Origin of the sequence: Acidiphilium iwatense, assembly GCF_021556475.1 — a bacterium.
Taxonomy (GTDB): domain Bacteria; phylum Pseudomonadota; class Alphaproteobacteria; order Acetobacterales; family Acetobacteraceae; genus Acidiphilium; species Acidiphilium iwatense.
Genome location: NZ_JAKGBZ010000062.1, coordinates 1 through 14,208, shown reverse-complemented (window position 1 = coordinate 14,208; position 14,208 = coordinate 1). Strand labels below are relative to the sequence as shown.

The 14,208-nt window shown below is 58.4% G+C and carries 16 protein-coding genes and 1 pseudogene; 13 read left to right on the top strand and 4 right to left on the bottom strand.

Annotated features, from left to right (window positions below):
* Positions 1 to 410, bottom strand: a 410-nt coding sequence (locus L2A60_RS18260; RefSeq protein ID WP_235705896.1) for a transposase, incomplete at its 3' end; no start/stop codon positions are given.
* A gap of 194 nt (positions 411 to 604) precedes the next feature.
* On the opposite strand from L2A60_RS18260, the gene L2A60_RS18255 reads away from it, so the two are divergent.
* The 7 genes from L2A60_RS18255 to L2A60_RS18225 all read left to right on the top strand — a co-directional run bounded on the left by L2A60_RS18255 (position 605) and on the right by L2A60_RS18225 (position 5,259).
* Complete coding sequence (locus L2A60_RS18255) at positions 605 to 1,117, top strand: RNA polymerase sigma factor (protein WP_235705895.1); 513 nt, start codon at positions 605 to 607, stop codon at positions 1,115 to 1,117.
* A complete protein-coding gene (locus L2A60_RS18250; RefSeq protein ID WP_235705893.1) occupies positions 1,114 to 1,962 on the top strand; it encodes an anti-sigma factor family protein in 849 nt (282 codons plus the stop codon). Before L2A60_RS18255 ends, L2A60_RS18250 begins: the two co-directional genes overlap by 4 nt.
* Positions 1,963 to 2,174: 212 nt before the next feature.
* The gene (locus tag L2A60_RS18245; protein ID WP_235705892.1) at positions 2,175 to 2,624 is read left to right on the top strand and encodes a COG4315 family predicted lipoprotein; all 450 of its coding nucleotides are present in this window, start codon (positions 2,175 to 2,177) and stop codon (positions 2,622 to 2,624) included.
* 45 nt (positions 2,625 to 2,669) lie between these two features.
* On the top strand, positions 2,670 to 2,861 hold the full coding sequence (locus tag L2A60_RS18240) for a hypothetical protein (protein ID WP_235705890.1): 192 nt from the start codon (positions 2,670 to 2,672) through the stop codon (positions 2,859 to 2,861).
* Positions 2,858 to 3,430, top strand: coding sequence for a substrate-binding domain-containing protein (locus L2A60_RS18235; protein ID WP_235705887.1), 573 nt, complete (start codon positions 2,858 to 2,860; stop codon positions 3,428 to 3,430). Before L2A60_RS18240 ends, L2A60_RS18235 begins: the two co-directional genes overlap by 4 nt.
* Before the next feature lie 56 nt (positions 3,431 to 3,486).
* Complete coding sequence (locus L2A60_RS18230; RefSeq protein ID WP_235705886.1) at positions 3,487 to 4,110, top strand: cytochrome P460 family protein; 624 nt, start codon at positions 3,487 to 3,489, stop codon at positions 4,108 to 4,110.
* A gap of 222 nt (positions 4,111 to 4,332) precedes the next feature.
* Positions 4,333 to 5,259 carry a LysR family transcriptional regulator gene (locus L2A60_RS18225; RefSeq protein WP_235705884.1) on the top strand — a complete coding sequence of 309 codons (927 nt, stop codon included), beginning with the start codon at positions 4,333 to 4,335 and terminating at the stop codon, positions 5,257 to 5,259.
* Between the two features lie 47 nt (positions 5,260 to 5,306).
* On the opposite strand, the gene L2A60_RS18220 is transcribed toward L2A60_RS18225, so the two are convergent.
* Both L2A60_RS18220 and L2A60_RS18215 read right to left on the bottom strand, forming a co-directional pair.
* On the bottom strand, positions 5,307 to 6,704 hold the full coding sequence (locus L2A60_RS18220) for an MFS transporter (protein ID WP_235705883.1): 1,398 nt from the start codon (positions 6,702 to 6,704) through the stop codon (positions 5,307 to 5,309).
* A gap of 223 nt (positions 6,705 to 6,927) precedes the next feature.
* Complete coding sequence (locus L2A60_RS18215; RefSeq protein ID WP_235705882.1) at positions 6,928 to 7,641, bottom strand: amidohydrolase family protein; 714 nt, start codon at positions 7,639 to 7,641, stop codon at positions 6,928 to 6,930.
* 440 nt (positions 7,642 to 8,081) lie between these two features.
* Between L2A60_RS18215 and L2A60_RS18210 the strand changes: the two genes are divergently transcribed.
* The gene (locus tag L2A60_RS18210) at positions 8,082 to 8,267 is read left to right on the top strand and encodes a hypothetical protein (RefSeq protein ID WP_235705880.1); all 186 of its coding nucleotides are present in this window, start codon (positions 8,082 to 8,084) and stop codon (positions 8,265 to 8,267) included.
* Between the two features lie 21 nt (positions 8,268 to 8,288).
* Positions 8,289 to 8,471 (top strand): annotated as a pseudogene (locus L2A60_RS18205) (ISAzo13-like element transposase-related protein); the annotation flags it as partial.
* 47 nt (positions 8,472 to 8,518) lie between these two features.
* On the opposite strand, the gene L2A60_RS18200 reads toward L2A60_RS18205, so the two are convergent.
* Complete coding sequence (locus tag L2A60_RS18200; protein WP_235705878.1) at positions 8,519 to 9,358, bottom strand: helix-turn-helix transcriptional regulator; 840 nt, start codon at positions 9,356 to 9,358, stop codon at positions 8,519 to 8,521.
* Positions 9,359 to 9,565: 207 nt separating this feature from the next.
* Here L2A60_RS18200 and L2A60_RS18195 point away from each other — a divergent pair, with 207 nt between their 5' ends.
* From L2A60_RS18195 to L2A60_RS18180, 4 genes are all read left to right on the top strand, one after another.
* Positions 9,566 to 11,131, top strand: a complete 1,566-nt coding sequence (locus L2A60_RS18195) for an amino acid permease (protein ID WP_235705877.1) — start codon at positions 9,566 to 9,568, stop codon at positions 11,129 to 11,131.
* 2 nt (positions 11,132 to 11,133) lie between these two features.
* Positions 11,134 to 11,931 (top strand): SDR family NAD(P)-dependent oxidoreductase, encoded by a 798-nt coding sequence (locus L2A60_RS18190; RefSeq protein WP_235705875.1) that lies wholly within the window; start codon positions 11,134 to 11,136, stop codon positions 11,929 to 11,931.
* An 11-nt stretch (positions 11,932 to 11,942) separates the two neighbouring features.
* A complete protein-coding gene (locus L2A60_RS18185; RefSeq protein ID WP_235705873.1) occupies positions 11,943 to 13,184 on the top strand; it encodes a D-arabinono-1,4-lactone oxidase in 1,242 nt (413 codons plus the stop codon).
* Between the two features lie 218 nt (positions 13,185 to 13,402).
* Positions 13,403 to 14,208: tyrosine-type recombinase/integrase (locus L2A60_RS18180; protein WP_235705870.1), on the top strand; the 806-nt coding region annotated here is incomplete at its 3' end.

Below are 14,208 nucleotides of genomic sequence, written 5' to 3'. Positions count from 1 at the left end.
TTCAGACGTTTGCGCCCGTCGCGCTCCATCATCGCCTGCTGGAGCTTGTGCTTGAGCATCCACGCCGTGGTCTGGCGGACACCGAGGCGCCGGCCCAGTTCGATCGAGGATATCCCCTGTTTGTTCTGCGTCAGATGGTACATCGCACGAAACCACGTGCGCAGCGGCAGCTTGGTCGAAGCAAAAATCGTCCCCGCAATCGGCGAGGTCTGGCGACGGCAGGTGCTGCATTGGAACAAGTCGCGCGTCTTGATCTCGCTGTACGATGTCCCGCCGCAGACCGGGCAGGAAAACCCCTCCCGCCAGCGCAGCTTGATCACCACGGCCCGGCATTGCTCCTCAGTGCCGTACAACCGATCGAATTCGGCCTCGCTCAGCCCCTTCTGCAACTGCACCGCATTGCGCGCCATCGAAACCCTCCGCTCACGCCTGAATGTTCCTGTTTTGTACATCAAGAAAAACGGCTGATCAACATGGGTAAGCAGGAAATATTTTGCAAATATTTTCTGCTCGATGGAATAATTGGTCTGATCATGCGTTGATTGGGTGATCGATCCTAGGAGGTCCCACGGCTGATGGTTGATGCACCCCGCCAATGCGCACGATGAATCCCGCGATCGAGGCGGTCATCCCGGCATTGCGTCGATATGCGCGGGCTCTCCTGGGCTCGGCGCAGGATGCTGATGATCTGGTCCACGATTCCGTAATCCTCGCACTGGCCAACGTCAAACCGCAAATGCCTCACGATGCTGTCCGACCCTGGCTGTTCACCATCATGCGTCATCGCTTCATCAGCGATCGGCGTAAAGCAAAATTCCGGCACACGGTTCCACTCGACGATGCAGCGCTCGGGGGTGATGCGCCCATGTTCCGGGTTTCTGCACACCAGGAAAGCGGACTGCGTATACACGATCTGAGCGCGGGACTGGCTTCGCTCCCTGATGAGATGCGGGAGGTGCTGTTGCTGGTAACGCTGGAAAACTTCACTTATGCCGAGGTTGCAGCCATGCTCGATGTCCCGCTGGGCACCGTCATGTCGCGTCTGAGCCGCGCGCGTGACCGGCTCGGTGCCTTGATGGATGGTGCCACACCCCCATTATTGCGGCGGATCAAATGACCCATTCAATGCCGCCGATCACCGACGATGACCTGCACGCCTATGTCGATGGCAAGTTGGACGACGCGCGCCGCGCAGTGGTGGAAGACTATCTGATTAACAACCCCGGTCAGCGCCGACGCGTTGATGCGTGGATCGCCCAAACCAACGCGCTGCGGGCGACATTCGATCCCGTCATGACTGAACCTCTGCCCCCCGAACTGACCATGGCGCATATCGCGTTGAATGGTAGTATGGATGGCACGGGCCAACGACAACAACGGGCAAGGTCGTGGTTCGGCCCCCAGATACGCGCAGCGGCTGGATTTCTGATCGCTCTCGGACTTGGCGGCGCAGCGGGTTGGTTTGGCCACGGGCAAACAGGAGCCGACCAATCGCTGGCACGCGATACTGGCATTCCATCGCTCGCGTTGGAAAGCAAAGCTGCCTATCAGATTTTCGCAGATCGCGGCCATGACCGATCGCATCCAACCAAGATGACCCACCCTACCGCACAACCGAGCGGCGATCCCGCTGCGATTTGGCATCGTGTCGGGCGTAAATTCCGTCTTCCGGATCTCACCGCTGCGGGCTTTCAGCGCATCGAGGTCGATTGGGTCGCGACGATCCATGGTCCGGCGGCAGCGGTGCTCTATCGTGATCAGTCAGGTGATAATCTGATCTTGTTGGTCCGCAAAATGGAGATTCCGGCATCAACAATCAGAATGGTCGAACACCGAGGGCGGGATCACACAAGTTTTGCTTGGATTCATGGCGGGATCGGTTATGCGGTGATTGCAGACACGCTACCGCAACGACTGCACCGGATCGCCAATCAAATCCGTGATGACGAAAATGCGATTTGATCGTGCGATTGCCCCGCTGCACCGATTGACCAACCATTCAGCACGTCGGAGGAAGTCATGATGAGACCCGCCTGATCATCGAAACGGTCTGGCATGCCAACCCGCGAGATCCGGGGCGACGAGCGATAAATTCCCTCTTTGTGGCACGGCTGGAACTTACTCTCACCACGCACACCACGTCTTACTTTTCCACTGATTTTTGGAGAAATATCATGTCCCCAAAAAAGACCCTCCCCGCCCTTGCAATTGGCGCGGTTCTGGCCCTGACCGTTGGGTTTGCAGCCCACGCGGCGATGCACGCAAATCTACCAAAAGCGATTCGGCTGCAGGCCACAAAACTTGGCCAAGTCTACGCAACATCGTCTGGCATGACAGTCTATGAGTTCAAAAAGGACGTGCCCCACAGCCATAAATCGACCTGCTATGGCGAATGCGCGACGCTATGGCCGCCAGTTGCCGCTCCAGCGGGCTTCAAATCAATGAAGCCATGGGGCATCGCGGTCCGCAAGGGCAGTGAAAAGCAACTGACCTATCAAGGCTATCCGCTCTACACCTGGATCAAGGATAAACAGCCCGGCGATGTCACCGGCCAGGGTGTGAAGGGCGTCTGGCGGGTCGCGAAACCCGGCAAGACGCAAATTTCATGGACGGCGAAGTCCTGATCCATCGATAATCGCGAGGGAATCTTCTCATTCGGGGACATAATAATGGCCAAATCCATGGTACCGGGATTGGTAGTGGCGATGTCGATCGCGGGGATCCACGCGTCCCGCGCGGCAACGCCAATTTATGTCTACGGCCCTGGTGGCCCCACTCCGGCGATGGCTGAGGCGGCGCAGCAATTCAGCGCCGCCCACCACGTCAAGGTGATTGTCGTCGCTGGCCCAACCCCGAAATGACTGGCGATGGCGAAGACCAATGCCGATCTGATATTTTCAGTGGCGCCGAGACCATGATGAGCGACGTCCAGACAGCCTTGTCGACCCAGATCGACCCCGCGACGGTCGAGCCGCTGTATCTGCGCCCCGCCGCTATTCTCGTGCGTCCTGGCAACCTGGACCACATCACCGGCATGACAGACCTGTTCAAGCCCGGCCATCATATTCTGGTGGTCAACGGCGCGGGCCAACAGGGTTTATGGGAGGATGTCACCGGCCGGACCGGGAAGATTGCCGACATTCGGGCATTCCGAAAGAACATCGCCGTGGTGGCTGGCAACAGTGCCACTGCCCGGGCCGATTGGATCAAGGATAAATCCCTTGATGCCTGGCTGATTTGGAACATCTGGCAGGTAGCCAACCCCAAGCTGGCAACCACCGTATCGATCGCGCCGCAATACGAAATCTATCGCGATGCTGGAATCGCTCTGACTTACGCCGGCGAAAAGCGTCCGATCGTCAAGCGATTCGCTGATTTTCTGGTATCACCACAGGGTAAAGCGATTTTCGTGAAATGGGACTGGCAGTGATCCTCGCCTCCCGCAGACGCGAAGACCGCTCATCACCAACAAGCAAGGAGAAAGCCATGCGTCGAACCCCCGTCTTTTTGCTCAGCGCGCTGTCATCTGGCATAATTGTCATAGGCTTTGCCGCGAGCGCAGCAGCGAACAATGCTCCCCCCGCTCACGCCACACCGCCCTCTCCAGCCAAGCTCTGGCAGCAGATCAGTGCGCTCGAAAAATCCAAACCCATCATGCCGTTCAGCCACGCGTTTCAACCCGGATCACGCACTGTTGACGTATTCACAACCGATCTGAGCAATCAAGCAGCCAGCGCTGCGATCACCGCAGCCCGATCAGTGCAGGGCGTCACGCGTTATCCCAATGGCAGTCTGCTGATCAAGAATAATTATAATGCCAAACACAAACTCACGGGCGTCACCGCGATGCTGAAATTATCGGGCTACGACGCTGCCAACCGTAACTGGGTGATGGCGGCCTATTCGCCAACCGGAAAATCGGTTGCGTTCGGGAAAGTGGCAAGCTGTGATGCGTGCCATGCGATGGTGACCAAATCAGATTTCGTTTTCGCTCCGCCGCCCGACCAATTACTGCCCGCATCAGTCTGGAAAGCATTCTTTCCAAAACAGGCGATGTCGCCGACATATGTCGCCCTGCTCGCAAAATATCCCGGATCAATCGTCAAATAGGTCGGGGCATTTGAGCTTGGTTTTGCGGTGCTTGGTTTTGCGGTGTTCGAACGAACACGCTTTCCATCCATACAAGTCGAACTATGGAAAATCCGCCCTGTAACTGATCTACCAAAAATCACACGCGGACCGCAAAGTCGATCGTGGAGTTCCATATGCGATTCCCCGGGTTCAGTTCAGAAGTCTCTTTCTCCTTTGGGAAAACCGCGTCACGGCTTTCGCATGTTTATTCGCCAGTTTGAGTACCTCGTTGCTTTGGCACAGACAGAGCATTTCGGTCGCGCGGCCACCCAATGCCATGTTTCGCAATCGGGCTTGTCCAACGCCATCCGTCAACTGGAAGAAGAACTGGGTGCAGCGATCGTCCTGCGTGATCACCGCTTTCAGGGATTTACTGCGGAAGGTGCAAGAATCGTCGAATGGGCCCGGCGATTTATCGGTGATCTGGACATGATGCGGCAGGAACTCTCCATGATGAAAGGGAACCTCACAGGGCAACTCCGGATCGGTGCCATGCCCTCTTGTTCGCCGATACTGCCATTCATCACCAGCGCGTTGACGCAGCGCTACCCTGCGGTGACGGTCAATATCTGCTTTCTCGGCATCGACGAACTCCGGCGCAGGGTTTTGAATTTTGAACTCGATCTTGGCATCGGCTATCTGAACCTGCTTGGGTCTTCGCAGATCGCCATGCGACTTCTTTACAGCGACGACATGGCTCTTCTGGTACCGTCAAAGCCGAACTTTCCACGAAACAAAAGCGCTACATGGACGGAGGCGGCTGCGTTGCCACTTTGCCTTCTGCCACGGAGCATGGAGGAGAGGCGGATCGTGGACGCCGTGTTCGCGGCGGAAGGTCTCGACGTCATGCCGCGGATCGAGGCGGATTCCTTTGTTAACCTTGCTTTCCATGTCATGCATGGTCACTACGCGACGATCATCGCAGGTCATTTTCGCTATGTGACCGGCGCATTTCCTGGGACGCGCATTCTACGGCTTGTCTCCCCTTCGATCCAGCAGCAGATTGGGCTGTTCTGGTTCGAGAGCGAGCCGGTCCTTCCACTGATCCATGCTTTGATCGGCATGTTGGATCGGATGGACGAGGAACAGGCACCTTGGCTTTCCCGCCCGGAGGCACGGGGTCGATAGGTTCCCCCGGCCTCCGTACTGCTACTATCGGTTCGGTAAATGCGCAGTCAGGCGATCTCCTCTTGCCGCGAGATATCTTCCAGGACACGACCCCTGGTCTCAATACCAAAGATGAGCACCAGGGCCGCGGCGATTACGAAGCTTACCGCTCCCAATGAAAACACCGCTCCCTGGCCGGCGCCGCTGATGATGAAGCCAACAACGATCGGGCCGAGAATGGCTCCAACTCGTCCGAATGCTGAAGCAACACCGGATCCGGTCGACCGCGCTCGGGTCGGATACAATTCCGGCGTGTAGGCGTAGAGGCAGCACCACATGCCGAACATGAAGAATTGCATGAAGAATCCGCTCACGAAGAGCAATTCCGCGCTGATCGAGTGCCCGTAGATATATGCAAGAACGGCGCTCATAATGAGAAACAGGGCGGTCGTAATCTTTCGCCCCAACCGTTCGAGCAGCAGGCCAGCCGCGAAGAACCCGGGTATACCACCTATCGTGATGAGACTCACAAAACCGATAGATTTTATGACCGAGAAGCCATGCTGTGTCAGTATCACGGCGAGCCAGGAGGTGAGTCCGAAATAACCGAGAAGGGCGAAAAACCAGAGCCCGGCCAGCATGATCGTGCTGCGCAGATAGGCGTGCGTGAAAAGAATATGGAATGGATTCCTGATGGATTGCGACGTTTCCGGAATATATTGTTTGGGGGGCGGCAGAGCTTTGCCCCACTTTTTCATGACCTCATTCTCTACATTGGTCAGGACCATATCCGCTTCGTCATACCGTCCCTGATCGACCAGCCAGCGGGGGGATTCGAATATAATCCGTCTTGCCCAGAAAATGACGAGCGAGAGTATGCCGACAGCCACGAACACACCTCGCCATCCCAGATAGGGAAGGACCGTATAACTGAGCAGGCCCGATATGACGAAGCCCACAGCCCAAAAGCCCTCCATGAACGAAATATAGAAGCCCCGTTTATCGGCGGGGATGATTTCCGACAGAATTGCCTGTGCCACCGGTGCTTCGCCACCGACACCAATGCCGATAATGAGCCGGAATACCATGAGCGTTACGATTCCCGTGGCGCCTGCTGCTAGAAAACTACCCATGCCCCAGATCAGCATCGTGAGCTGAAAAGCGTACCGGCGGCCCATCCGATCCGAGATATATCCGGCGACGAGATTGCCAATCAATTGCCCAAGAAATGTCATGGACGCGAGCAAACCGATCTGCACCTTCGTCAAGTGGAAATAGGCAGCGATGGGCCCAACCAGAAACACCAGTAATGCCACATTGACCTGATCAGCTAGCCACGCCGTCGCGACGGCGGCAAAAACACGACGCTGATAAGATGTCATTGGCAAACGCTCCAGTCGACCGGACACATTTACCGCCTTCGCGTCGCGGAAAACGGGCGCATTTATTTTGTTTGTTGTAAGCATGACGTAGTCCTCCGTTATTCTAAGCGTCTTTTACCTTTCGAATAAAACTGAGTGGGAAGATTCGTCGCGGGCAAAGGCGAATGAGATTTCTCAGCTGCCGGAGTCCTGAACGAATCTATATCCACTCTCTGTTATGTCGCGATCACTGAGTATTTGACTCCATCGGTGTGTATGCGAACCCAGTGGAAGCGATGGTCGTCGAGTGACGTCGATAAGCCTCGCATCAGGCCCGTTGTGCTACGGAATGGCGGGCCTGCTTGCCAATTTTGAAAAGCTGCTCGGCATTCTCCCAACCGACACGGGATACCGCCTCGTCTGTCAGATCGGCCGCCCCCAGATCCTCAACGCCCTGACGCATCGGTCGGAACGGGTACGACGATCCGAAGAGAAGCTGATCGCGCATGAAGCCGTTTGCCGCCTCGATGTAGAGACGGCCGCCTGGAGACCATGTGTACATGTCCGGGGATACGAAGACGTTCTCGTTCCGGAAGGCGACGGCGATCATATCGGCAACGCGTGGATAGAAGCCGTGGCAGCAGATGATCTTCAGCTTCGGGAATGTCCTGGCCACAATATCGACGGCAAACGGATCGTTGAACGTGAGATCGGGTGTCGTCGGTCCGGACATGATGCAGACTGGAATCTGCATATCGGAGCACGCTTCGTATAGCGGCATCAGTCGATCATCATGCGGTAACAGCGCCTTCTCGTAAAAGCCGGCGTCGACGTTTAGTCCGGAGAGATCAAGTTGACCGATTGCACGCCTCAATTCTGCCAGCGCGTCTTGCTCGCCGAGTTCGAGAGGATCGATCGACGCGATGCCAAGAAGGCGCCCCTTTGATCGCTGCACGATCTCGGCAAGAGCGTCGTTACTGATCCGTACAGTTGGTGTGCTTCGTCCGACCATAATACCCGTTCCGATTCCGGCATCGGTCATTTCCGCAAGAAATGTATCTAGATCGGTAGCGCGCCGGAAATGGTCCGGATCGTTCGCTCCAACGCGTCGATTCAACCACCGAACGGTCTCGAATTCGGGACAGCCAGGTAATCCTCCAAAAAACTTATGTAGAAAAGTTGGGCGGGTTCGCATATCAACAAGAGGGCGAGCGAAGCTCATGTGATGATTGTTTCCTTTCGTTGAACTAATTACTGAAACGTACTTCGATTATATTAATGTACTGTATTAACGATTTCCTGAATTGTTTTGGTTCGTGGTTTTTTATTTATAATATTATTTTTATTCGATTTGTAGAAATATTTTATTTCAGAATTGATAGATATATAAATGCCAAAATGTCAAAGCCTTTCTCCAAATGATCTGATCGATTTGGGAAATGAACGGTATTTGACCGACCACAAGAAGTCGGCGACCTTCCTGTGGACCTGCATCCGCAATCCACCGCAGCGTTTCTGATCGACGCGTATAAAGGCGCGCTGATCAGGATGAAGGCGGACAGAAGTGTGGCCGCGATCCACGCGATGACGGCAGTTGAAAGGTCGATGTGCAACCCTGCGGCCAAACCCTTGCTGGTCATCATGAAGCGTCGGCTGCAGAGCACATGAGGCTTGTTTGTCCCGAAAACGGTGGTCGAACTGATCGCCTCCACCACGACCAAAATAGGGCTGACCGTGCGATATGAACTGGATACCCGCGACTACCCAAAGGGTATCAAGGTCACCGACGAGGAGATGACGACCCTCAATATCAAGGGCAACACATTCCACCCAGAATGGAATTATACAATCTCACCCAGAGAACCAACATAAAGCGGTAGATTTTGGGCGTCGCCTGAGCGCCGGGTCGGCCAACCATCTCACATTGGATCAATTGCGAATGGGCTCTTGATGAAGCGGCCGAACAACTCGCTCTGGCTCGAAATCCCGAGCCGACGATAGATGTTTTTCCGGTGAATTTTGACGGTGCCTTCGGTGGTGCCGATGATTGTGCTGATCGAGAGCGTGCTGTGGCCGCGCAGGATAAGTTGCACGATCCGTCGCTGCTGATACGTCAGATCATCTTGCGCGAACCGGGTGAAGGCGGCTTCCAGCGCACCGTCGAGCGCAGCGGCCGGTGCCGCGCTGTCGAGTTGCCGCCACTGGCTGCGGACAACCTCCCGCACAATCGGCTCCAGCGCACGCAACCGGTCCATCTCGCTCTCGCTGAACGCCGATCGCCCGGTCTTGCGCATCAGCGAATAGGCAGCGGTAAATCCGCAGGGCAGCGGTACCAGAAACCCGATTTCCTCGACCAGCGAGCCCGGTTCGAGCGAAATACACGGATGCACGTCCGACGCACCGTAGAAATCGGACTGAAAAAAATGATCCGGCGCCAGTTCGCTCATCCGCCACAGCCCTGGCGGATGCCCCTGCACGCTTGCGGTGTAGAACGGATCGAGCAGATACGCCCCGCGCAGATAGGCATCGAGCGCCGCGCGGGTCGCGTGCGCGCCGTAACCATCATGCAGCAGGCGCGGCCCCTCACCGTAGGGATAACCGAAAATGACCGACAGATCGAAAGCGGTGACCGTTCTCAGCAAGCCGTCGAGTGCGAGCGGCAATGCCGGCGTCCCGATCTGACCGACCACTGCCGCAATCGTCCCGAGGTCGGGTGCAGCGGGCGCACTGACGACCGGTCGCTGCTGAGCCTCCGCCATCCATCTCCCCATCGATCCATGACAGCCCGATCTCGCTGCCGAGCCGCATATCTCTTTCGGGATATAGCTGATCCGCTTCGCCACTGTCATGATTTTATCATCGACCAACCCGCCGGTCACAGAGCGGGAATTTTTTAGGAAGGCCGTACGCGCAAGCGTGCCACCGCCAGTCCACACGGCGTCCAGGCAATTTTTGGGAGACTGATCATGTCCGAACGACCCGACGATACCCGCATTCTCGATCAGGATACCGCAACGCTGCACCAGATGGGCTACGCTCAGGAACTCGCCCGCCGCATGCGGACATTTCAGAACTTCGCGATCTCATTTTCGATCATCTGCATCGTCTCGGGGGGCATCAATTCGTTCAGCCAGGGTATTGCGAGTGTCGGTGGCGCCTCGATCGGCATCGGCTGGCCGCTCTCGTGCCTATTCTCGCTGTTCTTCGCGATCGCGATGGGCCAGATCGGCTCGGCCTACCCCACGGCGGGCGGCCTCTATCACTGGGCGTCGCTGCTCGGCGGCCGGTTTCTGGGCTGGATCACCGCCTGGTTCAACCTGATCGGGCTGATCACCGTGCTCGCCGCAATCAATGTCGGCACCTATCTGTTCCTGCTCGGCGCGCTTGCCCCGGCACTGGGAATCGATACTGCGGCCCTGACCCCCGGCACACCCACCGCCCACAGTATTCTGGTCCAGACAATGATCGTCGGCGGCATTACCCTCAGCCAGGGCGTGGTCAACCATCTCGGCATCAGGCTCACCTCGAAACTGACTGATTTCTCCGGTTATCTGATTCTTGGCAGCGCCCTTGCCCTCACGGTCGCCTTGCTCGCCTACGCACCGCATCTCGACCTGTCACGGCTGTGGACCTTCACCAACTACAGTGGTAAGGCTGGTGGCAGCACTTGGCCGCACACCGGCAACCTGACCTATCTGTTCCTGCTGGGCCTACTTCTGCCGGCCTACACCGTCACTGGCTTCGACGCTTCGGCCCATACCGCCGAGGAAACGATTGACGCTGCCCGTTCGATCCCGCGCGGCATGATCCATTCCGTCGTCTGGTCCGGCCTGTTCGGCTGGACCATGCTCTCCGCAGTCATCCTCGCCGTGCCGAACATGGATCAGGCGGCGGCACAGGGCGGCAATGTGTTTTTCTGGATCATGGATCACGTGATCCCCGCCGGGCTGAAACTGCCGCTCTACGTCGCCATCGCTATCGCCCAATATCTTTGCGGCCTCGCCACCGTCACCTCGGCCAGCCGCATGGTCTTCGCCTTCTCGCGGGACGGCGGACTGCCCGGATCGCGCTATCTGCGCAAAGTCAGCCACAGTTTCCGCACACCGATGATCGCGATCTGGGCGGTCGCTCTGCTCTCGATCGCTTTCACGATCTACGCACCGGTCTACACCACCATCGCCGCCGTCTGCGTGATTTTCCTCTATATTTCCTATTTGCTGCCGATCGTCGCGGGCCTGCTTGCCTTCCGCCGCAGTTGGACCGTGATGGGACCGTTCGACGTCGGCCTGCTCTATCCCGTCGTCGCGGTGCTGGCGATCATCGGTGCCGCGGTTCTGCTCTATGTCGGCGTGCAGCCCCCGAACAACCAGGCGCTCACCGTCACCCTCGGCGTGCTGGCACTCACAAGCGTCATCTGGTTCGGCTTCGAGCGCAAACGCTTCCAGGGCCCGCCGATCAACCGCGAACAGATCGCCGCGCGTGCCGGGCTGATCGCATCCGAGGAACACGCGCTGGAAGGGAGCGCAGACTGAGCATGACCCCATCGTCGACGACAGCTGGTATGCGTCCCGGCAGGCTGGCCGGAAAAATCGCGCTGATCAGCGGGGGCGCGGGCGGTTGCGGGCGGGCGGCCTCGGAATTGTTCGCCCGCGAAGGGGCCAAGATCGCTATCGCCGACCTGCCGCACAGCGACGGCGAAGCCCTCGCCGACACCTTACGCTGTGCCGGCTACGAAGCGGTATTCGCCGCCGCCGATGTCTCGAACGAAGCCGATGTCGCTGCGGCGGTGGGCACCGCCAGCGCCGCCCTCGGCCCGATCACCGTTCTGTTCAACCATGCCGGCACGCTGATTGTGAAACCGTTTCTCGAAACCACCGCCGACGACTGGGACCGGCTGATGACGATCAACGTCCGCAGCATGTTTCTGATGACCCGCGCCGTCCTGCCCGGCATGATTGCGGCAGGGGGCGGAGCCATCGTCTGCACCTCCTCGATCTCGGCGGTCGCCGCAACGCCGGGCGAAGTGCTGTACGACACCACAAAGGGTGCCTGCCACATGTTCGCCCGCGCGATCGCGGTGGAATATCGCGACCGCAAAATCCGCTGCAACGCGGTGTGCCCCGGATTCATCAAAACCGCCCACGGCGAGCGTGAACTCGAACTGCTCACCAGCATCGGCGTCGATGTCTCCGAGGCCGCGATCGCCGCACAGCAGGGCCGCATGTGCCGGCCGGAGGAAGTGGCCCAGGCCGCCCTATTCCTTGCCAGCGATGAGGCGAGCTTCATCTCCGGCACGCATCTGTTTGTCGATAACGGTTTCACAGCGATCTGAACGGACATATCATGCCGGATTTCGAAAAAGGCGGGCTATGGCGCAACTGGGTCGGCAACCAATCCTGCGTCCCCCTCTACAAGGCCGCCCCTGGCAGCGAGGCTGAACTGGCCGAACTGATCGCAAAAGCCCATGCGCAGGCGTTGAACATCCGCTGCGCTGGCTCGGGCCATTCCTTCACGCCGGTCGTTGCCACCGGCGGCTTGCTGCTGACCCTCGCAAACATGACCGGCATCCGCGCGATCGATCCTGACTGTCAGCGCGTGACTGTCAGCGCGGGCACGCGGATCGGCACGATCGGGAAAGCACTGAAAGCGGCGGGTCTGTCACTGATCAACCAAGGCGATATCGATACCCAGGCGGTCGCCGGTGCGCTCTGCACCGGCACCCACGGCACCGGCGCGCGCCTGTCCAACATGGCCTCGCAGATCGTCGCAATGCGACTGGTCCAGCCCGACGGCAGCATTCTGACGGTCGATGAGCAGAATACCGACATGCTGCACGCCGCCCGCGTTGCGGTCGGTACTCTCGGCGTGATTTCGGAAATCACGCTCCAGGCCATGCCGGCCTATAATCTGCACGAACACCTCTGGCGCGACGATTTCGAAACCTGCATGGACCGCTACGACGAACTCGCCGCCAACCACCGGCATTTCGGCTTCTTCTGGTGCCCGGTACCGGAAAGCCGCCACCTCTACTGCCTGCCGGATACAGCGCCGGTCTCCAGCACCAACAAGATCGCCGATGTCTGCGAAATGAAGGTGATGGACATAACCGATGCCGAGCCGATGGAACGCGACTTCGAACGCATCGCGTATAGTTCAGAGATCTATCCGATCGAATACGTGCCGAATTTCCACGAACTGGAATACGCCGTGCCCGTTCAACATGGAAAAGACGCGCTGCGGGCGGTGCGCGAACTGATGTTAACGGAGCACACCAACTGCATCTATCCGATCGAATTCCGCTTCACCGCCGGCGATCCGGCCTGGATGAGCCCGTTTCACCATCAGGACAGCGTCACGCTCTCCGTCTCGGGCGGACCCGGCATCGACTACTGGGACTATCTGCGCGACGTCGATACCCTCCTGCGGCGCTGCAATTCCCGGCCCCACTGGGGCAAAATGCATTTTCTCGACGCAGCAGATGTAACTGCGCTCTATCCGAAAGCCGAACAATTCCGTGCGCTCCGCCGCGAACGCGACCCGACCGGCGTATTTCTGAACGACCACCTCCGCGCCCTGTTTGGCTGATGGACGAGTGCGCAGCCTCACGCTGAGCCTATCAGTTACGGCCCGCTCTACGGGATGCCCGGACGAGTGTCCGGAGTCGACCCAAGGACGAACCCGCTCGCGCGGGATTGGTGCTTGAGGTGAGGTAGGGGGCTATCGTCACGGCCGTTTTGGCTTGAGCAGTTTAGGTCGGGGTTCGAGCATCGAGGGGTCAACCTTCAGCTCGAGAGGAGCCCCTGATGACCAACCCACCAGCCCAACCGTCCGTCAGCCCGTTGCGTCGGCGCATGCTCGAAGACATGGCGATGCGCGGCCTCAGAGAAGATACGCAGCGCGACTATATTCGTTTCGTAAAGAACTTCGCGGCGTTTCTCGGCCGCTCACCTGATACGGCGACTTCCGAGGACATCCGCCGTTTTCAAGTTTACCAGCACGAGAATGGCGCGCAGCCGCCGACGATCAATAGCTCCGTATCGGCGTTGCGCTTCTTCTTCACCATCACGCTCGACCGGCCCGACCTGTCGCGGCGGCTCGTGATAATCCGTCACCCACGTAAACTACCAGACGTGCTTAGCGTCGAAGAGGTCGGGCGATTGCTTGAGGCAGCACCTGGCGCCAAATACAAAGCTGCACTCGCCACCGCCTATGGCGCCGGGCTGCGCGTGTCCGAAGTCGCCGCCCTCAAGATTGACGACATCGACAGCACCCGCATGCTGATCCGTGTCGAACAGGGTAAGGGGCGCAAGGACCGCAACGCCATGCTGTCACCGCAGTTGCTGGAACTGCTGCGGCTCTGGTGGCGTGAGGGCAAGCGCCGGAACGTCATATTGCCGCACGGCTGGTTGTTCCCAGGCCAGAGATGCACCGATCCGATCTCCACTCGTCAGCTGCACCGCGCTGTCCATGAGGCAGCCGAGGTCGCCGGTGGCTGTGACAATGGATTCTGGCCCACTTGTGCTGATGAATTCTGGCCCACCTCCCGGGGTTGGACAGGCAGGGCCGCCCCGCGGGGCGGCCCTGCCTGTCAGCGGTTCTTTTTCTCCTT